The 24503-nt window shown below is 60.0% G+C and carries 21 protein-coding genes and 1 pseudogene; 14 read left to right on the top strand and 8 right to left on the bottom strand.

All coding sequences use genetic code 11. The features are described 5' to 3' along the window. Positions 1-23: 23 nt before the first annotated feature. Positions 24-1616: an NADH-quinone oxidoreductase subunit L gene (locus LOL23_RS06800; RefSeq protein ID WP_369414096.1), complete on the bottom strand. Its 1593-nt coding sequence runs from the start codon at positions 1614-1616 to the stop codon at positions 24-26. A gap of 104 nt (positions 1617-1720) precedes the next feature. Between LOL23_RS06800 and LOL23_RS06795 the strand changes: the two genes are divergently transcribed. Continuing rightward, complete coding sequence (locus LOL23_RS06795; RefSeq protein ID WP_160977895.1) at positions 1721-2623, top strand: LysR family transcriptional regulator; 903 nt, start codon at positions 1721-1723, stop codon at positions 2621-2623. Positions 2624-2782: 159 nt separating this feature from the next. Beyond that, positions 2783-3508: a uracil-DNA glycosylase family protein gene (locus LOL23_RS06790; protein WP_160977897.1), complete on the top strand. Its 726-nt coding sequence runs from the start codon at positions 2783-2785 to the stop codon at positions 3506-3508. 104 nt (positions 3509-3612) lie between these two features. Here the strand turns inward: LOL23_RS06790 and queG are convergent, their stop codons facing one another. Continuing rightward, positions 3613-4728, bottom strand: a complete 1116-nt coding sequence (queG, locus tag LOL23_RS06785) for a tRNA epoxyqueuosine(34) reductase QueG (protein WP_160977899.1) — start codon at positions 4726-4728, stop codon at positions 3613-3615. 263 nt (positions 4729-4991) lie between these two features. Between queG and LOL23_RS06780 the strand changes: the two genes are divergently transcribed. From LOL23_RS06780 to LOL23_RS06765, 4 genes are all read left to right on the top strand, one after another. After that, positions 4992-7187, top strand: a complete 2196-nt coding sequence (locus LOL23_RS06780; RefSeq protein ID WP_237173312.1) for a copper-transporting P-type ATPase — start codon at positions 4992-4994, stop codon at positions 7185-7187. 15 nt (positions 7188-7202) lie between these two features. Continuing rightward, a complete protein-coding gene (locus LOL23_RS06775) occupies positions 7203-8117 on the top strand; it encodes a ribose-phosphate diphosphokinase (RefSeq protein WP_160977901.1) in 915 nt (304 codons plus the stop codon). 181 nt (positions 8118-8298) lie between these two features. Further along, entirely contained in the window at positions 8299-9201 is a 903-nt protein-coding gene (locus LOL23_RS06770) for a TIGR01777 family oxidoreductase (RefSeq protein WP_237173311.1), read from the top strand. Positions 9202-9278: 77 nt separating this feature from the next. Then, positions 9279-11831 carry a cation-translocating P-type ATPase gene (locus LOL23_RS06765; protein WP_237173310.1) on the top strand — a complete coding sequence of 851 codons (2553 nt, stop codon included), beginning with the start codon at positions 9279-9281 and terminating at the stop codon, positions 11829-11831. A gap of 74 nt (positions 11832-11905) precedes the next feature. On the opposite strand, the pseudogene LOL23_RS19060 reads toward LOL23_RS06765, so the two are convergent. The 5 genes and pseudogenes from LOL23_RS19060 to LOL23_RS06740 form a co-directional block, all read right to left on the bottom strand. Beyond that, positions 11906-12079 (bottom strand): annotated as a pseudogene (locus LOL23_RS19060) (host attachment protein); the annotation flags it as partial. Between the two features lie 142 nt (positions 12080-12221). Further along, a complete protein-coding gene (locus tag LOL23_RS06755; RefSeq protein ID WP_160977907.1) occupies positions 12222-12890 on the bottom strand; it encodes an ankyrin repeat domain-containing protein in 669 nt (222 codons plus the stop codon). A 172-nt stretch (positions 12891-13062) separates the two neighbouring features. Next, the gene (locus LOL23_RS06750; protein WP_160977909.1) at positions 13063-13548 is read right to left on the bottom strand and encodes a GlcG/HbpS family heme-binding protein; all 486 of its coding nucleotides are present in this window, start codon (positions 13546-13548) and stop codon (positions 13063-13065) included. A gap of 88 nt (positions 13549-13636) precedes the next feature. Next, positions 13637-14245: a response regulator transcription factor gene (locus tag LOL23_RS06745; protein ID WP_160977911.1), complete on the bottom strand. Its 609-nt coding sequence runs from the start codon at positions 14243-14245 to the stop codon at positions 13637-13639. Beyond that, entirely contained in the window at positions 14242-15783 is a 1542-nt protein-coding gene (locus tag LOL23_RS06740) for a sensor histidine kinase (RefSeq protein ID WP_237173309.1), read from the bottom strand. Before LOL23_RS06740 ends, LOL23_RS06745 begins: the two co-directional genes overlap by 4 nt. 238 nt (positions 15784-16021) lie before the next feature. Between LOL23_RS06740 and LOL23_RS06735 the strand changes: the two genes are divergently transcribed. Further along, on the top strand, positions 16022-16711 hold the full coding sequence (locus LOL23_RS06735) for a DUF1326 domain-containing protein (protein WP_237173308.1): 690 nt from the start codon (positions 16022-16024) through the stop codon (positions 16709-16711). 33 nt (positions 16712-16744) lie between these two features. After that, positions 16745-17596 carry a DUF2182 domain-containing protein gene (locus LOL23_RS06730; protein ID WP_160977915.1) on the top strand — a complete coding sequence of 284 codons (852 nt, stop codon included), beginning with the start codon at positions 16745-16747 and terminating at the stop codon, positions 17594-17596. Positions 17597-17640: 44 nt separating this feature from the next. Here LOL23_RS06730 and LOL23_RS06725 read toward each other — a convergent pair whose 3' ends face one another. Continuing rightward, positions 17641-18549, bottom strand: coding sequence for a LysR substrate-binding domain-containing protein (locus tag LOL23_RS06725; protein ID WP_160977917.1), 909 nt, complete (start codon positions 18547-18549; stop codon positions 17641-17643). A 143-nt stretch (positions 18550-18692) separates the two neighbouring features. Between LOL23_RS06725 and LOL23_RS06720 the strand changes: the two genes are divergently transcribed. The 6 genes from LOL23_RS06720 (at position 18693) to LOL23_RS06695 (ending at position 24479) form a co-directional block, all read left to right on the top strand. Then, positions 18693-19286 carry a cysteine dioxygenase family protein gene (locus LOL23_RS06720; protein WP_237173307.1) on the top strand — a complete coding sequence of 198 codons (594 nt, stop codon included), beginning with the start codon at positions 18693-18695 and terminating at the stop codon, positions 19284-19286. After that, positions 19283-20440, top strand: coding sequence for a cystathionine beta-lyase (gene metC / locus LOL23_RS06715; RefSeq protein WP_160977921.1), 1158 nt, complete (start codon positions 19283-19285; stop codon positions 20438-20440). The genes LOL23_RS06720 and metC overlap by 4 nt, the downstream gene beginning before the upstream one ends. Before the next feature lie 29 nt (positions 20441-20469). Continuing rightward, complete coding sequence (locus LOL23_RS06710; RefSeq protein WP_160977923.1) at positions 20470-22071, top strand: rhodanese-like domain-containing protein; 1602 nt, start codon at positions 20470-20472, stop codon at positions 22069-22071. A gap of 94 nt (positions 22072-22165) precedes the next feature. Beyond that, positions 22166-23038, top strand: a complete 873-nt coding sequence (locus LOL23_RS06705; RefSeq protein WP_160977925.1) for an ABC transporter substrate-binding protein — start codon at positions 22166-22168, stop codon at positions 23036-23038. A gap of 40 nt (positions 23039-23078) precedes the next feature. Next, positions 23079-23774 carry an amino acid ABC transporter permease gene (locus LOL23_RS06700; protein ID WP_160977927.1) on the top strand — a complete coding sequence of 232 codons (696 nt, stop codon included), beginning with the start codon at positions 23079-23081 and terminating at the stop codon, positions 23772-23774. Positions 23775-23786: 12 nt separating this feature from the next. Continuing rightward, positions 23787-24479, top strand: coding sequence for an amino acid ABC transporter permease (locus tag LOL23_RS06695; RefSeq protein WP_160977929.1), 693 nt, complete (start codon positions 23787-23789; stop codon positions 24477-24479). The last annotated feature ends 24 nt before the right edge of the window (positions 24480-24503 follow it).

Raw genomic sequence — 24503 nt, 5'->3', positions numbered from 1 at the left:
CGCGGGAGCAAGCATGTTAGAACTCATGATTCAGATCGCCCATAGCCGGACTCGTAAGGTCTCCAGGGCGGCGGTTCCGCCTGGCTGCCTGCCCCGGCCCAAGGGGCGGGCCACAGCCTCAATACCCAGTGCGTATAGCCTTCATCCATGTAAAAACCCGCGTATACCCAGCGGCGAACCGTCTCAAGCGAGCCAGGCCAAAGCTGGAATGCGGTCATTTCGAGATACATCAGGGCCATTCCAATCAAGGCGACGATGCCTGCGGCGTGCAGCGGATCGTTGCTGGCACCCACTGGAGCCTGGTCCACGACGCTGGTGGCGACCGTCAGGAAAACAACGCTTGCCAGCGCCACTCCTATCCGGGCTGGCACGACACCGGAACTGCCCGCTTCCTCCTTGGGAACCCATAGCAGCGGTGCCCACGCAAGAGCCAGGACGGCACTCCACCACCATGGCCAGGCATGGCCGCCAACCAGCGCTTGAAGCGCGAATACGATAACAAGAGCGATGGGAACCGCGACAAGCATGCTCAAGCCCGAATTTTTAGCCTCTCCCGTGATGAATCTTCGGCTTGACTCCCTGACTGCGCTGGATGCGTTCAGAAAGTTGTGCGCCTTATAAAGAGAATGTCCCATCAAGTGCAGCGCCGCAAACATGTATAGGCCCAGACCGCATTCGAGCAGCATGAAACCCATCTGCGCGATCGTCGACCATGCCAGGTGCACTTTCTGGCTGACGCGCGTCAGCAGCACCAGCCCCGCCACCACTGCGGAGACCAACCCGAATACGACCAGCAGCCAACGCGCGGCCAGCGACACGCCAAGCAAGGGAGCAAACAACACCAGCACATACCCTCCAAGATTGACCACCCCCGCATGCAGTAGTGCCGATACCGGCGTCGGCGCTTCCATGACCTGGACCAACCAGCCGTGCACCGGCATCAGCGCCGTACGTGCAATGACGGCCAACACCAGGCAAATGCCGCTACAGGCAAGGAGTGCGGAAGCATGACCGGCGGCGATATATGCCCACAATGCGGAGAACGATCCACTTCCCACCTGCGACCACGCGAGGGTCGCGGCGACAATCAAAAGCAAGTCGGCCGCACGATCCGTCACCATCTTCTTGTGCGCCGCCAGCAAAGCAAACGGCCGGTCGTCGTAGAAGCACAACAAATACTGCATGGCATATTGGATGATGGCCCACGCGGCAATCAGAACCAGCCAGTGATTGGCCAGCAACAGAAGGTGTACGGCGGCCAGCACAGCGGCCAGGGCGGCCATGTACACCGGTTGGCGCAACTCGCCTTTCAGATGGTTGGAGGAATAAATGCCGATGGCGCAGCCAAGCAATTGCACAAGCAGGCTCACCCAGGCACCGAACTGATTTGTGGCCAGCCAGCCACCCAGAGCCGGCCCGGTTGCGTCGTGCATCCACACAAGCCCCAGCTCGGAGACGAGCCCCACCAATGAAAACGCCAGTGCGACAAACACGAATGTGTTGAATTGCCGCCACATACGCGGTAGCGGCAAGCGACTGTGCCAAGCCCAAAATGAAGCAACCGACATGAATACGGCCGGCGCCAGCGCAAACGCAAAATTCAGTTCATGCAACACGATTCAACCCACACTCTCCTGAAGGTAACGGGGTGTATTCTTCAGGGTTTTGGTTGTTCTGTATATTACATTTATGATATGGAATCATTCTCTAAAACAGAACAATGGACATCAGCCAACTGAACTTCAGGCATCTGTTCTATTTCTGGCACGTGGCAAAGAGAGGGTCTCTCACGCACGCGGCCAAACAGATACACACGTCCCAGTCCGCGCTCTCCACGCAAATCAAACAACTGGAGGGTCGCCTGGGCAGGCCTTTGTTTGATCGGCGCGGGCGACATCTGGAGCTGACCGCCACAGGCCAAAGGGTGTTTGCCTACGTCGACAATATCTTCGGGCTGGGCGAGCAAATGCTGGGCTGGCTCGAAGGTCGCGACGAAGACACGACGTATGTGCGTGTAGGAAGCGTTTCGACCATGTCGCGCAATTTTCAGGTCAATTGGCTGCGTCCCCTGTTCCGCGACCCGACGGTTGTTCTTTCCGTGGACTCGGGATCATTGCAAACGCTGGTGGGGCGCCTGCTGCGTCATCAACTGGACGTGGTGCTCGCCAACGAGCCGGTTCCATCCGACCCCGCCCGCCCAGTGTCTTCACGCTTTCTCGGCAGCCAGGCCATTTCATTGGTTGGCCGGGCCGATCGCTGGTCAGGCACGACATTGCGAGTCCCACAAGATCTAGACGCCGTCGAAATGGCCATGCCGAGTACGCGGCACAGCGTGCGCATGCAGTTCGATGCCCTGTGCTTTTCAGCTGGCGTACAGCCGAAGCTTCGGGCGGAAATCGACGATATGACGATGTTGCGTTTGGTGGCACGCGACAGCGGCTGGATCACCATGCTGCCCCAAGTCGTGGTGCAAGACGAACTGCACTCGGGCCAACTGGTGCACATCGGAGAATCCTCCCAACTCACCGAACACTTCTATGCTCTCACCATCCAGCACACCCAAATTACGCCGCCCCTCAGCCAACTATTGCTGCGGGCAACAGAGGAGGAAGTCTTCACCTAGGCATGGGATACCAACGCTGCGCAACTCTTGAAGCACAAACACACGCCATGCGAGCGCGGCCTGAGACGTTGCAATCCGGCCCTCACGGCACCACAATGACCGCGCGGCCGCGGCCCCCTCGCGGGACGGCCGATTCTGGCTCCCACAAAGGCAAAACGCATGCGTGCAAGCACCGAACCGGATCTGGACAATGCCAGCACGGCCATTGCGCGCGTGCTCGCGGGCAGCCTCCAGGTACTGTCATTTCCGAGCGCCAGCCACGTCTATAACCCGCTGATCTACATGTGGTCCGCGCACCGGGAATACCTGCAGAGATACGGCAACGGAAATGGCCGGATCCTGATGGTCGGAATGAACCCCGGGCCTTGGGGCATGGCCCAGACGGGGGTCCCCTTTGGCGAGGTTTCCATGGCGCGCGACTGGCTGAACATCGAAAAGCCCCTGGACAGCCCCTTGCCGGCCCAGCACGAGAAATATCCGATCTTCGGTTTCGCGTGCCACCGCAGTGAAGGCAGCGGGGATCGCTTCTGGGGCTGGGCGCGCAGGCGCTTCAACAGCCCGCAGCGGTTCTTCCAGAACGTCTTTGTCTGGAACTACTGCCCGTTGCTGTTCCTGCGCCACAACCGCAATCTGATCCCCGAGCATTTACACAAGGCCGAACGCGAGCCGCTGTTTGGCATCTGCGACGCCGCACTGGCCGCTGTGATACACGCAACCGGCCCACGTGCGGTGGTCGGCATCGGGCGCTTTGCCCATGGCCGTGCACAGGCTATTGCGGGCGACAAGGTGCCGACGGCCTATCTGCTGCATCCCAGCCCGGCCAACCCCACAGCCAACCGGGGCTGGGCCGACATTGCGGATCAGACCCTGGCCCCCTGGTTTTGACGACCGGGGCACAACCGTCAGAACCTGGACGGCTTACATGGAGCCTGGCGATCCAGCAATACCTGTGCAGGTTCGCAACATTCACCAGGTTCTCGTTCGCCGAATCAGATTTCCGGCCCTGAGCTCCACTGAGCCAGCGCCCATGCAACGTGCTCCCGCACCAAGGCGCTTTCATGGTCGGCGCGGCTGAGCAGGGCCGCACGCAATTCCTGGGCCTGCGTCACATCGGCCTGGCGCAGCGCGTTGCCTAGCGCCACGGCAATGTTGCGCAGCCACCGCTCGTGGTCGATGCGCCGGATCGGCCCGCCCTCGGTGCGTTTGAGAAATGTTGCCTCATCCCAGGCGAACAATTCCACGAGCTGGCGGCCGACCAGCGGCGAGCGCTCATCGAAGTCGGGCAGCTCTGTGGCCTGGGCATACTTGTTCCAGGGACAGATCGTCTGGCAATCATCGCAGCCATAGATACGATTGCCCATCAGCGGGCGCAGTTCCTCGGGGATGGGGCCGTGCTTTTCGATCGTCAGATAGGAAATGCAGCGGCGCGCATCGACCACGCCCGGCGCAACGATGGCGCCCGTGGGACAGACGTCGATGCAGGCGGTACAGGTGCCGCAATGCGCACTGACCGGATCGGTTGGATCCAGGGCGAAGTCCACGAAGATCTCGCCCAGAAAGAACATTGACCCCGCATCGCGCGAGAGCACCAGGGAATGCTTGCCGCGCCAGCCCTGACCGCTGCGGCTGGCCAGTTCCTTTTCCAGCACGGGAGCAGAATCGGAAAAGACGCGATAGCCGAAGGGGCCGACCAGTGCCTCGATTCGGTCGCACAGTTTTTGCAGGCGCCCACGGACCACCTTGTGATAATCGCGCCCTCGGGCGTAGAGCGAAACCACGCCTTCGCCCGGCTCGTTCAACCGTGCGCGCTCACGGTCCTGCCAGTCAGGCGCGGTGCCGCGCGGCAGATACGGCATGCGTGCGGTGATCACGCTTACCGTACCGGGAACCAGCTCGGCCGGACGGGCGCGCTTCAGGCCGTGCCGTTCCATGTAGTGCAGGTCACCGTGGTAGCCCAGGGCAAGCCATTGCAGAAAATCCGGCTCTGCAGCGGACAAATCCACCCCGGAAACGCCGATCTGGGTAAACCCGAGCTCGCGCGCCCAGTCCCGTATCTGGTGGATCCATTGGCTGGTGTCGGTGTGTGTCCGGGAAAATGTCGTCATGACCAAAGTGCATCGATAAGGTCCGCGCCCTGGAGGAGCATTGCTTTTCCGCTTTCCTCGGGGCGCGCGTAGGACATATTGTCGCAAAAATGCTCATGGCCGAAACAGTGCCATTTGGATAGGCAGGATTCCATGAGGGCGCTGCCGCCATCTCAAGTCACGGCAGCTCCCAACGATCAGGCCAATCCGGCAAGTCGTTCAGCTCGTCGCTGGCGCTGCGCCCCCGCGTCTGATCTCCGGAGGGTAGGCGCCCACCCACCAGGATGTGGCATGATAAATGCCGGGATTTATTTACCAAGTCACCTGAACAATTTGCGATGCGAGCATCAGAGGGGCAGGATATGGTCGCCGAAAACATTGCACCGGGAACGATATACACCTGTCCCATGCACCCTGAAATTCGGCAAGATCACCCGGGCAACTGTCCCAAATGCGGCATGACGCTTGAACCGGTAATGCCCAGCCTCGAAGATGACAACCCCGAGCTCCGCGACTTCTCCCGCAGATTCTGGTGGACCTTGCCGCTCACTGTTGTCGTTACGGTCCTGGCCATGTTCGGACCACAGCTTGGTCTGTTCAGCATGTCGATACAAACCTGGATCGAGCTGGCGTTATCCACACCCGTCGTACTTTGGGCCGGGCAAATCTTTTTCATTCGCGGTTGGCAATCAATTGTCAACCGCAGCCCGAACATGTGGACGCTTATTGGCTTGGGTACAGCGGCAGCATATGCGTATAGCGTTGTAGCCACTGTGGCACCGGGCGTGTTTCCTGCGACGTTCATGTCCATGGGGCGCGTGGACGTCTACTTCGAAGCCGCGGTCGTCATCATTTCCTTGACGCTGTTTGGCCAAGTCCTGGAATTGCGGGCCCGGTCGCAAACGTCAGCCGCGATAAAGTCGCTGCTGGGGTTGGCCCCAAAAACTGCGCGGCGCATCAACCCCGATGGTTCTGAAGAGGATGTACCACTGACCCATGTGCACGAAGGCGACCGGCTTCGTGTGCGTCCTGGTGAAAAAGTGCCCGTTGATGGCACCGTGGAAGAAGGCAGCAGTTCTCTGGATGAATCGATGCTGACCGGCGAACCTCTGCCAGTCAGCAAGCGGCCAGGCGACAAGGTTATTGGCGCAACGATGAACACCTCCGGTTCCCTCGTGATTCGTGCCGAGAAAGTAGGCTCGGCCACGGTTTTATCGCAAATAGTGCAGCTTGTCGCCCAGGCACAACGCTCTCGCGCACCGATGCAACGCATGGCGGATTTCGTGGCTGGCTACTTCGTGATCGTTGTAGTTGCCATTGCAGTGATCACACTGATCGTCTGGGGCCTGTTTGGCCCTCAGCCCAGCTGGGTATACGGGCTGATCAACGCCGTCGCTGTACTGATCATTGCCTGCCCCTGTGCGCTCGGATTGGCGACCCCCATGTCCATTATGGTCGCCACGGGCAAAGGCGCCACCCAAGGTGTTCTCTTTCGCGACGCGGCAGCTATTGAGAACCTGCGCAAGGTAGACACACTGATTGTCGATAAAACAGGCACGTTGACCGAGGGCCGGCCCACGTTTGAGCAAGCTGTTCCGGCTGGCGGCAAAACCGCTGAGGAAGTATTACGCCTAGCCGGCTGCCTTGATCAAGGCAGCGAACATCCGCTGGCACATGCCATTGTGGACGCTGCGCGTGAGCGCGGCCTCACACTGGACACCGTGGCCGAATTTGAGTCCAGCAGCGGCATCGGCGTGCGCGGCCTGGTCGATGGACAGAGGCTTGTCCTTGGCAATACCGCGCTGATGGAGCAGGAAAATGTGGATGTCACTGAGTTGACTGATACAGCGCAGGCGTTGCGCGCCACGGGAGCAAGCGTCATGTTTCTCGCTGCGGACGGCCAGCCGCTTGGCTTGCTCGCCGTTTCAGACCCCATCAAGAAAAGCACACCAGAGGCTGTCCGCGCTCTTCAGGAAGCCGGAATCAGAATCATCATGGCGACCGGCGACGGTGTTGCAACGGCGCGCACCGTCGCACAGCAACTCGGGATCGCTGAGATATATGGTGAAGTCAAACCTGCTGACAAGCTGGATCTGGTTGCCAGGCTTCAAGCCGAAGGGCGAATTGTGGCCATGGCGGGTGACGGCATTAATGATGCACCTGCACTGGCAAAGGCTGATGTCGGCATTGCGATGGGCACCGGCACCGATGTGGCTATGAATAGTGCACAAGTTACGCTGGTCAAAGGGGATCTCCGTGGCATTTCCATTACCCGGCAGTTATCCGACCGCACGGTCGCCAACATGAAGCAGAACCTTGGTTTCGCATTTATTTACAACGCGCTTGGTGTCCCACTGGCCGCTGGCGTGCTGTACCCCTTCACCGGCCTTTTACTTTCGCCCCTCGTTGCCGCATTGGCGATGAGCCTGAGCTCTACATCTGTCGTCTTTAATGCGCTTCGGCTTCGTAGACTCGAATAATTTTGTGGAGCCCGCATGAACCGCATCTTGATCCCCTTCCCTGCGGACACCGCCCTGGCTGCCACGGCTGCCCCTGTGCTTCATGCGCGCATCGCCCCCCTCGGCTGGCGCCATTTTCCGGATGGTGAGTCTCTCATTACCCTTGACGATGAATTACGTGGAGCGGATGTCGCGATACTGGCCAGCTTGCACGATCCTGATCCAATCGCCCTGCCGCTGCGCTTTGCCGCACAAACAGCAAGGGAGTTCGGTGCGCGGACGGTAGGCCTGATCGCCCCGTACCTTGGATACATGCGGCAAGATACGCGCTTTCATCGCGGCGAAGCCGTGAGTGCGCCGCTGTTTGCACAATTTCTGGAACAGTCGTTCGACTGGCTGGTGACTGTAGATCCGCACCTGCACAGAACATCGCAGCTGGATGCGCTCTACGGCATACCCTGTACGCATGTACGCGCCGCGCCCATGCTCGCGAACTGGATCGCTGCCAACGTCCCCGATGCAATGTTGATCGGACCTGACAGCGAAAGCGAGCAATGGGTGGCAAGCATCGCAAAGCATGCCGGCCTGCCCTATCAAGTGTTAAGCAAGCAGCGCCGCGGCGACTATGACGTCGACGTCAGCCTGCCCGATGCGGCGGCCGCCCGAGGGCACACGCCGGTGCTGGTTGACGATATCGTCTCGTCCGGACGCACCATCCTGCAGACAATGTCGCATCTGCAACGCATGACCCTGCCGCCCGCAGTGCTCGTAGCCATCCATCCCGTTTTTGCTGGCGATGCTTATGAAAAGCTGCAACAGGCTGGGCTGTCGCGTATCGTCAGCACCGATACCATCCCTCATGCTTCGAACGCAATTTCGATCGGCCCTGAGATTGCCATTGCAGCCTCGACGCTCCTGAAGTCGCACTTCGGTTCCCTGAAGGCCCGATGAACGTGTATTCGATATTCTGTTCCCTGGGTGGGTGGTGCGTGCACCACGCTTTATTCGAGATCTCTGGACGGCGTTAACACTACCAGGCATTTGTCCGACCTGCACTCTTTAGTCTCCCGATGGCGCCACGTACAATGAATACTCGGATGATTTCGCAAGACTGGCCCGAAAGGAAATGCCCATGCGTATTCTGCTGACCGGCGGTACCGGCCTAATCGGCCAAGCTCTGTGCAAGCACTGGCAGCCCCAGGGCCATGAACTGTGGGTCTGGAGCCGGAATCCGCAGCAAGTACCACTGCTTTGCGCCGGCGCAAAGGGCATTGGGCAGTTGGAAGCACTGGAAGGCATCGGGCCATTCGACGCCGTGATCAACCTGGCAGGCGCCCCTATTGCCGACCGCCGATGGACCAAAGCGCGGCGCGCACTGCTCTGGCGCAGCCGCGTGGACCTGACCCGAACCCTGGTTGACTGGCTCGGCCGACAGCCCGTACCACCCCGCGTGTTGATTTCGGGCTCAGCCGTCGGCTGGTATGGGGACGGTGGCGACCGTTGGCTCACTGAAGACAGTGCACCCAGCGGCACAGACTTCGGCAGCCGTCTGTGCATGGCTTGGGAAAAAGAGGCTGAGCGCGCGCGCCTCTGGGATGTGCGTGTGGCACTGCTGCGCACCGCACCGGTGCTGGCCGCCAGCGGCGGCATGCTGGCGAAGCTGTTGCCAGCCTTTCGTCTAGGGCTTGGAGGGCGGTTGGGCAATGGCGAGCACTGGATGCCCTGGATCCATCTTCACGACCAAGTGGCAATTATCAATCATCTGCTGCATCACGAGGCCTGCAGCGGGCCCTTCAATGCCTGCGCCCCCCAACTCGTACGCAACGCCGACTTCACTCAAACGCTTGCTCGCATCCTGCACCGGCCCGCACTATTGCCAGTGCCCGCCTGGGCATTGCGCTTGGCGCTGGGAGAGATGTCCGTGCTGTTGCTTGGCGGCCAACGGTTGATCGCCCGGCGTACAGAAGAAAGCGGCTACGAGTGGCAGTACCCGGAACTCTCCGGTGCACTGACACACTTGTTGCGGGCGCCATAAAGTATCAGCCTCATTCTCCGCAGACAGCGATCCACGACAGTAAGCGTAATACTCAATCAGGTGCGAGGGTGCGGGTTGTGAGCAGCATTCAGAACGATGGCCTAACGGCTGGCACGGCAAGCGAACGGCTACGCCTTGAAGGGCCTAATGAGTTGCCGCAGGCTGGCAGGCGCTCGGTTTTACGCATAGCGCTGGAGGTTCTGCGCGAGCCGATGCTTGTGCTGCTATTGACCGGTGGGCTCGTTTATCTGCTGCTGGGCGACCGTGCCGAAGCGCTCATTCTTCTTGTCTTTGCCAGTTTCTCGGTTGCGATCACGGTCATTCAAGAAACCCGTACCGAACGCGTCCTGGAGGCATTACGCGACCTGTCTTCGCCGCGCGCACTCGTCATCCGCGAGGGCGCGCGGGTGCGTATTGCCGGCCGAGAGGTTGTACGAGGCGACCTTCTTGTGCTGGAACAGGGCGACCGGATCGCCGCTGACGCGATCCTTATCGACGCGGCAGACTTGCAAGTTGATGAATCGCTGCTGACCGGTGAATCCTTGCCTGTGGGCAAGCAGGCCGATGCCGCGGCGGCTGAAAACCGCAAGGGCTCGCACATGCCGCACCCCCGCGGTGAAGGGCAGCCCTATGTCTACTCCGGCTCACTTGTGGTACGTGGCAGCGGGATTGCCCGCGTGGTGGCTACCGGCGCACGCACCGAGATCGGAAAAATCGGCCAATCATTGAAGGCTCTGGACATCGAAGCACCGCGCCTGCGGCGTGAAACTGCCCGGATCGTGGCTTGGTGCGCAGTCGGAGGGGTGTTGGTCGCGTGTCTGGTCGTGGCACTTTACGGGTTGTATCGCGGCGGATGGCTGGAAGCGATGCTGGCCGGGATTGCTGTGGGCATGTCGATGCTGCCTGAAGAATTCCCTGTTGTGCTGGCGGTATTCATGGCGATGGGTGCATGGCGGATAGGTAAGGCCGGTGTTCTTACCCGACGTGCAGCAGCCATCGAGACATTGGGCTCGGCAACGGTGCTCTGCACCGACAAAACGGGCACACTCACAGAGAACCGGATGGCGCTTGCACAAGCTTGCCTGCCGTCCACTGGGGCTGTGGCGCTTGAGCACGGAAAACCAGTTTCCGATGCCTGTCGCACGCTCATTGAAACCGCTGCGCGGGCCAGTGCGCCCAACCCCTCAGACCCAATGGAGATTGCACTTCACGCCGCACGCAACACATTCGCACCCGCCGAATCCACCGATGCTCAACCCATCCATAGCTACGGGCTGCGCCCCGACCTGTTAGCCATGTCAAATATATGGGATGACGGCCGGGAACTGGCGATTTGCGCCAAGGGTGCGCCGGAAGCAATTGCCCGACTTTGCCGCCTATCGGCCGACGCGACACAAAGCATGCTCAAAGCCGTCGAGGAAATGGCCACGCAGGGGATACGCGTACTGGCTGTGGCGACGTCAACCGCACCCGACCGCAGGTGGGCTGAATCGCAACTGGATTATCACTATACGCTGACGGGCCTAGTAGGATTGGCCGACCCGCTGCGCGCCAGTGTTCCGGGCGCAATCGCGGAATGCCAACGGGCCGGGATCCGCGTCGTGATGATCACGGGCGACTATGCCGCCACAGCGCAATCGATTGCCGTGCAAGCTGGCATCGAAAATGGAGACGTACTGACGGGAAGCGATCTGGAAGCCCTGGATGACAAGCAGCTCGCGGAGCGGTTGAAAACGGTTACGGTATTTGCGCGCATCATGCCCCAGCAGAAGCTGCGCATCGTCCAGGCCTTCAAGGCATGCGGTGAAGTCGTTGCGATGACCGGCGATGGCGTCAACGACGCGCCATCGCTCAAGGCGGCACATATCGGTATTGCCATGGGAGGGCGCGGAACGGACGTCGCACGCGAGGCGTCAGCACTGGTGCTGCTTGACGATGATTTTACGGCGATCGTCCACTCTGCCCGGCTGGGGCGGCGAATCTATGACAACATCCGCAAGGCCATGGGGTTCATTTTTGCTGTCCATGTACCAATTGCCGGGCTGGCGCTCCTGCCCTTGTTCTTTGGCCTTCCCATCCTGTTGGGGCCTATTCATATTGCCTTGCTTGAGATGGTGATAGATCCTGTCTGTGCGCTTGTATTCGAGGCCGAACGTGCGGAAAATGACGTGATGGAGCGGCCGCCACGTGATCCCGCCGAACGTATGTTCTCGCTTCGCATGCTGGCTTGGAGCATCATGCAGGGTGGCATCGCCTTCGCGATGCTGGGCGCCGTTTTTTTTGCAAAAACGTGGGCGGGTACGCCAGAAGCGGAAGTGCGGGCACTGCTCTTTTTCGGCTTGGTCGCCCAGATCGTTGCACTGATTCTGGTCAATCGCTCTTTCGGGCCCTCCTTGCGCGATGCCTTTCTTCGCAAAAATGCGGCGCTCGGGTATGTGGCAGCGGCAGTGATCTGTGTGGTCGGGCTGGTTCTGCTGCTGCCTGAGGCTCAGGCGCTTCTGAAGTTCGGGTCGATTACCTGGGACGACATGCTCCTGGCTCTCGGCTTGGGGGTGGGGCTGCTGCTGGCACTCGAAGGGTGCAAGTATTTGGCGGCGCGGAGCGTGCCGCCCGCAAAATCATCAACGTGAAAGAGGCGATCAATCGGGCTGGTTGCAATGAGCACCAACGCCGTACAGCGACGGGCCGCTACTGCATCATTGATGTAATCGGCGATCTCGCGGGAAAAAACGGCGCGCTCTTTGGCGTGCGGTTCTGTATGTGGCTCAAACTGCGTGCCCGCATGGGCGGTGCGGCCATGGCCTTTGCCTGCGGCGCCGGTCATATCTCCCACCCCTGCTTGGGCGGAAAGCGGAACATGCGGATGCGCGAAGTTGATCAGTTTGGCGAGGGAGTGGTTGGCACCATCGCGCGCGAAAGAAAATCTTGAGGGTCGTTACAGGTGAAGTGCCCGCGATAACGCGGCCCAGACGAGGACGCACCACGTGTATGTGTAACGGCAGCGCGTCTAGCGCCCCAACTTACCGCCCACCAGCGGCAAGCAGCGAGCGCTCAATCTCGTGATAGCCGTGTTTGCGCGCATGCTGCAGCGGCGTGACGCCATCGCGGTCGGCGAGATTGGGATTCGCACCCGCTTTGAGCAGAATATCGACGATTTTCTGGTGCCGCTCGCCGCCGCTGCCCAGGATGATGGCTTCGAGCAGCGCTGTCCAGCCCAGTTTATTGATGTGATCGACATCAACGCCGGCGTCCACGAGCGTACGCACGGTGTCGACGTGGCCGCGCTCGGCAGCCGGGATCAGGGCGGTGCCGCCATAGCGGTTGGTACTCGTGAGGTCGGCGCCGTGCGCCAGTGTCATGTTCAGGATTTCCAGGTGGCCGCGGGCGCCGGCATAGAGGTAGGCGCTGTCGTTGATGTTGTCTTTTGCATTCACGTCCGCCCCGGCGTCAATCAGCGCTTTGGCGGCCGCTACCTTGTTCTCGCGTGTCGCAAGCAGCAAGGCGGTGGAGCCGGACTGATCGCGGGCGTCTATCTCGCCGCCCGCCGAGAGGAGCCGTTGTATTGCCTGGACATCGTCATGCCTGGCGGCGGTGTGCAGCGGATAGCGATCCACGGGCTCTCCAGAAAAAGCGTGTGCGAACACGAATGTCAGTACCATGCCCAGGATCATCGCAAACGGCTTAACCATATAGCCTCCAAAACGTATGCCTGCCATCGACGCCTCTTGCACAGGCAACGCGATCCGGTGAACCCGCGCGGTGAGCCTACGCGGTGGGCCGCTGCCCTGAACCAGCACAGTGAAACTTTGTTATGGTTCGTTGCGGCGGCGCCGATGACGACCGCCTTTAAGTGCCAGAATCTTACTGCGCACCGATGGCTTTAAGGCCCGCTGCCGCGCAGCCGGTGTCGATATCGCCCGAGGGCGCGCCGCCCACCCCTATGCCTGCCACCAAGGCATTGCCAAACTTGATCGGCAGGCCACCGGCCTGAATGACCATCCGCGCATCCATGTCGCGTAGACCGTTATTAGCGGGTTTGCTGGCGATGAAATCGGCCAGACCGGCGGTGTCTCGCCCCAGGGCAGCCGAAGTAAAGGCTTTGCCTTGTGCACTGTTTGCGGTGTGAGGGCCAGAATTATCGGCCTTGAGCAGCACCTTGGTCGCACCATCCCGCGCCACGATTGCGACGCTGACGTTGTGGCCTTGCTCGGCGCAGGCTTTCAGCGCGGCATGCGCTGCCTGCGTAGCCAGCTCAAGCGGCAGGTAGGGCGTGCTTGGCAGTTGCGGCGCGGCGAATGCCATGACGGGCGTGAATACAAGGGCGGCAATAGAGAGATATCGTGTCATTTTTGTTTCCTTTTCAAGTAAACAAGGACAGCTTACTGCGCGCGATATCGTTCGAATATTCGTAGGCTTCGCGCTGACCTACGTAGTTCTACGGTGTACCCTCGCCTTCCAGCCACAGGCGCGTCAATTCGGCTTGCGATGTCGTGCCGAGTTTTGCGCCGATGGACGCCCGGTGGGTATCGACCGTGCGCGGCGAAAGGCTCAATGCATCCGCGATCTGGCGAGTTGTATAGCCCTCGGCCACACGCCCCAGCACCTGGCGCTCCCGCGGGGTGAGTGCCGCAAGCAACTCGCGCGTTTCGGTCTGTTGCGCCTGCTGCCGCAGGCTGTGATCAAGCGCGTCCTGCGCTTTTTGTATGGCATCGATGAGATCCTGCTCATCAATGGGTTTGGACAGAAAATCGATGGCGCCATGGCGAAATGCGCGTCGGCAGGCTTCTACATCCCCGTGACCGGAGATGACAATAGTGGGCCAATCAACACCGCCATCGGCCAAACGCTCCTGGAGCTTCAAGCCCGACATGTTGGGCATGCGGATATCCAGGATCAGGCATCCGGGCTGGAGCAAGACGATTTGCGCCAAAAATGCCTGAGGATCGGTAAAGGCGACAACTTGTATGCCGACGGTGGACAGCAGCAGGCTCAGGGCGCGGCACACTGCTTCGTCGTCGTCAACCAGGTAGACCGGGTGCATCATTGCGTCGGCTCCTTCAACGGCACTTGAGGCTTCAGGATGATCTTGAACGTTGCACCAGGCCCGTCATCGAGCAGAAATATTTCCCCGCCCGCGCGCTCTACGAGGCGCTGGCTTAACGCGAGGCCAAGGCCTGTACCATCTGGCCGATTTGTCGTGAAGGGTGTGAACAGCCTGCTCCGAAGCATCGGCGCGACACCCGGACCGTTATCGGAGACCAGGATGATCACCTCCGATGCGGTTTGTTTCAACGTGACGGCCACATACCCATGGTCGCGCTGAGCCACCGCCTCGAGTGCATTACGCACGAGATTGAAGACAACCTGTTCCATTTCGACGGGATCCGCCCTGACGAGCACCGGCACAGGCGGCATGTCGAACACCAGCCTGGCATTGCATGCGGCCGCCTGGGAGGCCAGCAAGGACTGCACATTGACCAGCGCATCGCGCAAATCGACCACCGCCACACAGTCGAGTTGAGGCCGCGACCAATTTCGAAACCGCTCCAGAATGGCTGATGCCCGTTTTGCCTGTGCGACCGTATCGTCGAGAACCGGCGCCAGCCCATGACCTGCGGCGTCGCTGGCGAGTATCCTGCGGCAGGCCTGCGTCTGGGCAAGAATGGCGGTCAAGGGTTGGGTCAGCTCATGCGCCAGGCCACTGGCCATCTCGCCCAACGCATTCACGCGCGAAGCGTGCGCTAAACGGGACTCCAGCGCGCTCAGGCGCGCCTGCTCGACCGCCGCACGTGTGCGGATGCGCTGGCGCCAGGCAGCGAGCCCGGCGGCGTATACCGCGCTGACCAGCAAAAGAAGCGACGCGGCCTGCACAGGCGGAAAAAGATCGCTCGGCCTGATCGTCACGCCCGTTTCCAGCATCAGCGGCTGGGAGGCACTGGCCAGCGCCTTGGAAAAGCGGACGACGCCGCCTGAAGACGGCATGCGGTTCACAAGCGGCAGGCCATCGGGCATGGACAATCGCAACAACGCCTCAGGCCGCGACCAGTATGGGCTGGCCTCGCCGATGAGTTTGGCGGCATCGATGCCCAGCATCAGGCCGTAGCGCGCCTGCGCCGTATTGGGGCTGCGTTTGACCAAGGCATAATGATCGGCGCGGCCCGGAAAGGGCAGCACAGACACGCGGCCATCGGCGCCACCGGCCGCCGCGCGAATGCGCTGCGCAAATGTGGCCGAAAGCGGCCCGACGCCAACCGGCGGCGCGTCTGGCACCAGCGGGACGAGCTGTATTTCGTCGATGCGCGGATAAAAGTGTGCAATAGTCGCTGCCACATCGAGAAAAAGCCGATGGTCGCCTTGATTGGACGCCGAAGCGATGGCGGACAGCGCGGTCAGGTGCGCATCGTGCTGGCCAGCGCGCTGCGACGCCAGCCGGAGCAAGCCGTCGCTTTCGCGCTCCAGCGCCCCAATAAGCGACCGATACTCCCACGCCGCCAGCGCACCGCCGGCAAGCGCCAAAAGCAGGCACCAGACCAGGATCTGGCAGGATAGACTCCGAAGAATCAAGGGGCGGAGGGGCGTCATCAGTACATTGTTACAGGCGGGTATGAACCGAGCACCAGTGCGGCGGAACCGAAGGGCGATAGCCATGATACCGCCACCGGGCGGTTTTATCCCGCATCGCCCCCTTCCCCCACCGCCACGGCGCTTAGCCAAGCCAGCGCAACTTACGTTGGCGACGCGGGTCCGCCAGCCTGGACCAGCCCCATGATTTACATCAAAAAAGCTTTGCGGGAGCGCTCCAAGCGGCGTAGAGTAATCAATGATTATTCTTCTGCAACTGCAGGGAGACACAATCATGGAGCATGCAGATTGGCGCCTTGAAGGCGAATGGATCAAGAATTGCAGTTGTGCATACGGCTGCCCATGTGATTTCAATGCCAGGCCTACTTTGGGAGAGTGCAGCGGCTTGGTCGGTATGCGGATTACCAAAGGCCATTTCAACGATACGTCGCTGGATGGCCTTCATTTTTGCGCCACGGTGCATTTTCCTGGTGCACTGCACGAAGGAAACGGCGAGGTGCAACCCATCATCGACGAGCGGGCGTCACCCGAACAACGAGACGCGCTGCTGGCGATCTTTTCGGGCAAACACTCGGCGGAAGGCACGCTGTTCCATATTTTCAGCGTGATCGTCACCAAAGTGCACGACCCTGTGTTCGCACCGTTTACATTCCAGTTTGATAAAGACGGCCGTACGGGGCGGATGACAATACCCGGAATACTCGATACCGATATCGAGCCCATACGCAATCCCATTACCGGGCTGCCGCATCGCATCCGCGTCGTCATGCCGGAAGGGTTCGAGCACGAAGAAGGCGAAGTCGCGTCGTCGAATATTGAAAGCACGGGTGCCATACCCTTCAGCACCAAAGGCACACACAGCACCCTGGCCAACGTTGTGCAAACGCAGCATGGGCTGGAGCATGGCAAGGAGCGCCGCGCTCACTGATTCGGGGCGCCACTTATTCACGGGCCACCGCCAATGAACGGCACGCTGCTTGAGCGAGCATTGCGGCATGATCGCATTGTTGTGATCGGGAGCCTGTCTGTGCTCGTCCTTTTATCGTGGGGGTATCTCATTTTCGGCATGGCGCCCGGCCAGGAAATGCCGGCCATGATGGGTGAAGGCATCGGCATGGCCCCAATGACCGGCGATAGCATGGACATGCGGGCGATGCCGAACAATGGCACGGCGATGGCTGTCGGCGCGACACCATGGGCGCCCGCGCGATGGATCGCGATGGTGTCGATGTGGCTGGTGATGATGGCCGCCATGATGCTTCCAAGCGCGGCACCGATGATATTGCTGTATGCCAGAATTTCGCGGCGCCACGCCCTGGACGAGAGGCCGACACTTGGCGCCTATTTTTTCGTATTGGGCTATGCCGTGATCTGGGGTCTGGGCAGTTTCGCTGCCGTGGTTCTGCAGTACTGGCTGGAAATGCTGACACTGCTCTCGCCGGCAATGACTGTAACCAGTACCGCGCTGGCGGGGTCGCTACTGATCGCGGCGGGCGTCTACCAGTGGATGCCCTTGAAACACGCCTGTCTGCGCCGCTGCCGGTCTCCGTTGGACTTTTTGCTGACATACTGGCGCCCCGGCAGCGGCGGCGCATTCATCATGGGCGCGCAACACGGGCTGTACTGTGTGGGCTGCTGCTGGCTGATCATGCTTTTGCTCTTTGTGGGCGGGATCATGAATCTGTACTGGATTGCGGGCTTGGCCTTCTATGTACTGGTAGAAAAACTGTTTCCTGGCGGCCCATGGATCGGCCGGATCGCGGGTGTGGTGTTAATTGGCTGGGGTATGTGGACGCTGCTGGCCCTGCGGTAATTGACGACGCGGCAAACCGCTAAAACGAATAGCCGCGTACCCGGTCAAGCGGGGTGGTCGGCGCCAGGGAATACGCCTTGCCCCGCGAAATCGCCGGCAGACCCTTGCTCGAAATGCGCTTTCAGCATTTCATAGATATGCAGCGTCAGCGGGCTGATTGTGTCATTACGCGTCCATAGCATGTAGGTCATGGGAGGCAGGGCCGGCAGGCCATCTGACTCTCCCAATACGCGCATGTCCGCCCCCAGAAACTCGACGCTGCGAGCCGTAACACCCAGCCCTGCCCGCACGGCGGCCTTGATGCCAACCAGCGTGGGCGCGAGATAATTGATATGCCAGGTCAACGCAGTCGATGCCAGCGCGTCGAGCGCTATCTTGCGGAAAATGCTGCGCTCGTCGGCAAGAATCAGAGGCAAGGGCGCACGCTTGTTGTAGACGTAGTCAGCCGCACAGATCCACGCAACGGGCGAGGTGCGCAGCGCAAAACCTTTAAGCCCCGCGTCCCGGCGGGTTGAAATAGTCAGATCGATATCACCCGACGTCAGCGCATCCATCAGGAAGGGGCTGCGGTCTACGCGGATCTCCAACTGCACTTTCGGCGCATGTCGGGCAATGTGCGTCAATACCGGCGGCAGAATTGAATCGGCCACATCCAAAGGCGCGCCAAAGCGTATCTGGCCTGCCATCTGTTCCTGCCCTACCGTACGCAGCGCCTCATCGTTGATGGCAAGCAGGCGGCGGCCGTAATCGGCGAGCTGCCGCCCCTGTTGGGTAAGAACCCTGCGCCTGCCCTTTTTCTGGAACAGTACACAGCCCATCTGGGTTTCAAGCCGCTGCATCTGCTGCGTAACCGCCGATTGGGTTTTGAAAAGCGCCTCGGCCGCCCCCGAAAATGTATTAAATTTTTCAATAGTTATGAGCGTGCGCAGCAAATCAAGGTCTAGATTTCGCATAGGGAATACCCTGAATACAATCTTTTAAAAAGCCTTGCTTCATGGCTGAAATATTAGCATTGCTAATATAACTTCAAGAATAATTAATTTGTGGCGAGTATGACGCGCTCTTATAGTGAGTACACCTATGGGAGACCAACGACATGCACAACCCTGATGAAAAGCGGCAAGCCATTTCGGGCTTTATCGAAACCGCCAAGCAGCAAACCGCCGGCAAGGTGACGCGGCCCGCGCTCGATGTGGTGCTCGAAGCACTCAAAGGCATTGCCGCGCACCGGGACTGGTGGAGTGCGGCTGAATACCCGTCGCCCGAAGGCGACGAGTTGCAGGCCCGCTATCTCATTCACGAAGAGCCGGACAACAGCTATGCGCTCTATCTGAACGTCATGAAGCCCGGCAAGAAAATCGTTCCGCACAACCACACGACATGGGCCTGTATCGCCGCCGTGGAAGGCACCGAGAGCAATTACCTGTATGAGCGCACCGATGACGGACGCCAGCCCGGGTGCGCTACTTTACGCGAGACGGGCATGAAAAAAATCGGCCCCGGCGCTGGCATCGCGCTGTTGGCCGATGATATCCATGCCGTACGAATCGAAGATGACAGTATCCGCCATCTACACATGTACGGCCTGGCGCTGGAAAAACTGGATCGTCGCCTTGCTTTCGACATGGAGACGGGCACATGCAAGGTGATGCCAGTGGGCGTCCAGACGCGCCGGAGCACGGCTCAATGACGGAGATGGCTCGCTCGACGTCGCTCACCAGGCTCGGACGGCCGCATGCAGGCTGGGCGAATACCCCGATCGTGAAGGGCAGCACCTATATCTTTGAGAGCATTGATCAATGGCGTGATGCGCGTGCGCGGCGCGAACATGAACGCGTACTGTCTTATGGCGCGCGCGGCAATGAAACCGTCCATGCCCTTGAGGATGCAGTCACGGCGCTGGAAGGCGGGCACCGCAGCCAGCTTTTCCCCACCGGGCTCGCCGCTATTGCTGCAGCGATGCTGGGCTGCCTGAAGTCGGGCGATCATGTGTTGATCTCCGAAGGCGTCTATGAGCCGGTACACCGCCTTTTTTCTGGCCTGCTGGCGAACTACGGCATCACCCACAGCTTCTTCAAGGCCAATGATGAGGCCTGGGTCAACGCGTTGCGCCCGCATACCCGCATGGTATATGCGGAATCGCCGGGTTCGCTGTTGTACGACATGCTGGATCTTCCGGCCATGGCGCAGGTCTGCAGAGAGCGAGGCATCTTGCTGTGCGCCGACAACACCTGGGGGTCGAGCCTGAACTATCGCCCACTGGAACTGGGATGCGATCTGTCCATCGTTGCTGCCACGAAGTACCTTGGCGGTCATTCAGACGTCATGATGGGCGCGGTGACCGCCAACGAGCGGACATATGCCGCGATCGAAGACGCCAGTGTCAGCCTTGGCCAGACGGTCTCGGCGGAAGACGCATTCCTGATTCTTCGCGGCTTGCGCACGCTGGCGCTGCGGCTGGCGCGCCATGCCGCCAGCGCACTTGATATCGCGGTTTGGTTGACGGAGCAGAAGGCGGTGCGCAGTGTGTTCCACCCCGCAATGCCCGGTGACGCCAGCCATGCGTTATGGCGCCGCGACGCCTGTGGGAGCAATGGCCTGCTCACTGTCGAGTTTGATCCCGCTCTCGCGAGCGATGCGGTGGAGCGTGCGGTGGATGGACTCGAACTGTTCGGCATCGGGGCATCCTGGGGCGGGTACGAAAGCCTGGCACTTCCCGTAAACCCCGAACGGACACGACTCGCCGGACAGGAATGCGGCTATTTGCTGCGCTTGCACATAGGCCTGGAAGAACCCGAGGATCTCAAGAGAGACCTTGCGCGGCAGCTTGCCACGCTGGCTTGAATCGAAACAACCAATCTGTGATACCGATAATGTCAGAACCCCGTTTTCTGTATGTGGACGCGACGCGCCTCAAAGCCTGGCTGCATGACGGCGAGGAGATTGCGCTACTCGACGTCCGGGAACATGGCCAGTACGGCGAAGACCATTTATTCTTCGCCGTCCCGCTCCCTTATAGCCAGTTGGAGTATGGTGCAATCAAGCTGCTTCCTCGCAAACAGACACGCATCGTTCTGTACGGCGATGCGTCCACCCAACATGCTGTGGAAGCGTCGGCGTGCGCACTGGAACGTCTGGGCTATGCCAATGTGTTTCTGCTTCGCGGCGGCATAGAAGCGTGGAAAAACGCCGGCTATGCAACCTTCGCGGGCGTCAACCTGCCAAGCAAAACCTTCGGTGAACTGGCCGAACACGCGTACCAGACACCCAGCATTTCCGCGCACAAGCTGCATGAATTGCTGCATGACGCAAACCAGAACGTTATCGTGCTCGACGGACGGCCTGTCAGCGAGTACCGAAAAATGAATATCCCAGGCTCGATCTGCTGCCCCAACGGCGAATTGGCCCTGCGCATTGGCGCGCTCGCTCCCGATCCGCAAACGACTGTCGTCATCAACTGTGCAGGCCGCACGCGCAGCATCATCGGCGCACAAACGCTGATCAATCTTGGTGTCCCGAACACAATTTATGCGCTGGAGAATGGTACGCAAGGATGGTATCTGGCCGACCTGCCCCTGGAACACCAATCCAGCCGGCTGTACCCGCGGGAAGTCAGCGCCGACGCGCTGGCGGCGCAACAGGCGCGCGCTGCACAGCTGACGGCGCGGCTGGGGCTTCAGCGGGTCAGTCATCAGGAGCTTACACAGTGGCTGGCCGACGAAGAACGCACTGTCTACCTGTGCGATGTGCGTACTGAAGAAGAGCATCAGCAAGGAGACCTGCCGGCGCTTGCCCGCCACACGCCGGGCGGCCAGTTGATCCAGGCGACGGATCAGTACCTGGGCGTTCGCCAGGCGCGAGTGGTACTGTGCGACACCGATGGCGTCCGGGCACCTGTCGTCGCGAGCTGGCTCAAGCAATTGGGATGGGAGGTCTATCTGCTCGACAACCCGCATACGTTGGAAACCGTTCACCGCCCGCCCGCGTATCAGCCCAAACTCACGCATACCGCAGTGCTGCCTCGCGAGGCACTCGCCGCCTATCTGGCCGCGCATCCTGCCGCATGCCTGCTGGACGCGCGGTCAAGCGGAGATTTTCAGGCGCTTCGTCTGGCTGGCTCGCATTGGGTGATCCGCCCAACCCTGCGAGCCAAGACGGCAGGCTGCCTCGACAAGCCGATCGTGTTGCTGGGCACCGACCATGCCGCACTTTCGTTATTGGCGCAGGATCTGGAACACGATGGCGCCAAGGAGATCCAGATATGCGTCGTCGACGCAGCCTATCTGGCATCCAGCGGGCTGCCCGTGGAGGAAGGCGGTTTTCCTCTTTCTGACGACGTACGTATCGATTACTTGTTTTTCGTCCACGACAGGCACGACGGCAACAAGGATGCGGCCCGCCAGTATCTTGCGTGGGAAACCGGCCTGGTGGCCCAAATAGACCAACAGGAGCGCGATACGTTCTCTTTTCTCTGAAACGCTTGGCTGGAACGTCAATTCAGCCATTCAAAAAATAATTCAACTCGATGATTCGCACATCGATCACTCAATCTAAACCGAGGAGACACCTATGAATAATGCACCTTCATCTGTCCGCAAAGCGAGCGCGCTGGCGTTCGGTACGCTGTTGATACTTTCGGCCTGGCCGGGCGCAGCCTCCGCCAACCGGCTGGAAGACATCAAGCAGCGTGGCGTGCTGATCTGCGGCACCCAGAATGCCAGCTCGCCTTATGGTTTTCAGGATCCCAAAACGCGAGACTATGTGGGCTACGACGTGGACATGTGCCATGCCATCGCCCGGCAATTGGGTCTCAAGCTGCAACACAAACCACTGTCGACCGAGGCGCGTATTCCGGAAGTTAAACTGGGCCGCGTGGACATGGTCGCAGGTGCCGTAGCATGGCTGCCCAAGCGGGCAGAAGAGGTCGATTTCAGCCAGCAGTACCTGCAAGGCAATATCAAGGTTTTGGTGCGCAAAGACTCAGGCATCAAGACGCTTGCCGATCTCGCGGGCAAAAAGGTATGTGCGTCATCCGGCTCGAGCTCAGCCGCCATCGCGCAGAAGGTGTTGAAAGGCGCAGATGTCCTGACCTTCCAGAATATTTCTCAGTGCTATCTGGGCTTGCAAAATGACAAGGTCGCCGCCATGACAGCCGGAGAGCTGGTGCTGCTGCGATTCGCCAACGACTCAAAAAGCGGCGATTCGCCCACCGAGCTGATTGCCGAGCCCACCTATACCGAACACATCGGCGTCATCGTCAACAAAGGCGAACCTCAACTCAAGCAAGCCATCGACAATGCCATCGTCGCGCTGGACAAATCGGGAGAGCTTACCCGCATCTACGACAAATGGATGGGCCCGGACTCCATCTACAAGCTATCCCGCACATTCAAGGTAGAGCCGGTCGACGCAGCGGCTGCACGAGACAAGCAAACCAACTGAAGCACTTACAGGACGGGACGCGCGCCGTCCCGGTGTTTCCATGCAATTTTCATTCTCTATGCTCTCCGATCCGGAGATCATGGGCATGCTGTACACAGGTGTGACGGTTACCTTGCGGCTATTCGCGGGTGCACTGGTTTTGGGCTTCGCCATTGCTGCGCTGCTCTCGGCGATCAACCTGATTCCGTCCCGCCTCGTCCACTGCCTCGTCGCACTGTATGTCGAATACCACCGCAACGTGCCTACGGTCGTCCAGATACTGGTCTGGTATTTCGGCATGCCTGAGGTGCTGCCCAAGGCGCTGCGGCTCTGGATCAACCAGGGCAATACGGAGTTTTCGTTTGCGCTGATCGCCTTGTCGCTCAACGTAAGCGCCTACTACTACGAAGACATACGCTCGGGCATCAAAGCGATTGCCGCCACACAGACAGAAGCGGCCAGATCCGTTGGCCTGAGTGCGGTGCAAGCGCTGCGATATGTAGTACTGCCGCAGGCTGTGCGTTATGCAGTGCCCCCGCTCATCAATCGTTCGCTCATCCTTTTCAAGGATACAAGCCTGGCAATGGTTATAGGCGTCACCGAACTCACCTACCAAGTCAAGAAGATCGAAAACGCCACGTTTCAGACACTCCAGATTTTCATGATCTCAACACTGATCTATCTGTGCATCTCACTGGCAATCGCGATGCTGGGGGCCAGTATGGCGCGCCGCTACCCCGCGAACTTCAAGCGATGAGGAGGGCACAATATGATCGACTTCCTTGAAACCTACGGCTTGATGTTTCTGGTGGGCTCCTGGCCCAACGGCCCACTGGGCGGTTTCGCCGGCACCCTGGTATTGGCGGCGCTGGGGCTTGCGGGCGCGTTTCCCATTGCCCTGTTGATTGGTATCTCCCGCACCAGCCAATACCGGCCGCTTAAGCTCGCCTCTACAGTGTGGGTATATACGTTTCGATCCATACCGCTGATTATGATCATCTTCTGGGCGTACTTCATGCTGCCCGTATTGATCGGCGTGGACGTTCCACCCTTCTCGACCGCGCTATGCGCCATCATCGCATACGAATCTGCGTTTCTCGCTGAGATCATCCGCGCCGGGCTCGAGTCACTGCCCAAGGGGCAGGTGGAGGCGGCACGGGCTGTTGGCTTGGGATACTTCCAGACGCTGTTCTCCATACAACTGCCACAAGCATTGAGCAACATGATTCCGTCACTGCTCAATCAGTTTGTATCCACCATCAAGGCCACATCCATTGCATACATCATCGGCGTGCAAGAGGCCGCGTTTTCGGCGCAGCAGATCAACAGCATCGCGTTGACCGGCACGCTGCGCACCTATCTGATTCTGGCGATGTTCTACTTCCTAATCTGCGCACTGCTTTCGCGCCTGGCGGGAGTTCTGGAACGGCATCTGCAAAACAAGCGGCTGGGCATCGCCTGACTATCTGAATTCCGGGGAGAGAAA

The organism is Paracandidimonas lactea (assembly GCF_021653995.1).
GTDB classification, from domain to species: domain Bacteria; phylum Pseudomonadota; class Gammaproteobacteria; order Burkholderiales; family Burkholderiaceae_B; genus Allopusillimonas; species Allopusillimonas lactea.
The sequence above is the reverse complement of the archived record's forward strand: the minus strand, read 5'-3'. Positions and strand labels throughout refer to the sequence as shown.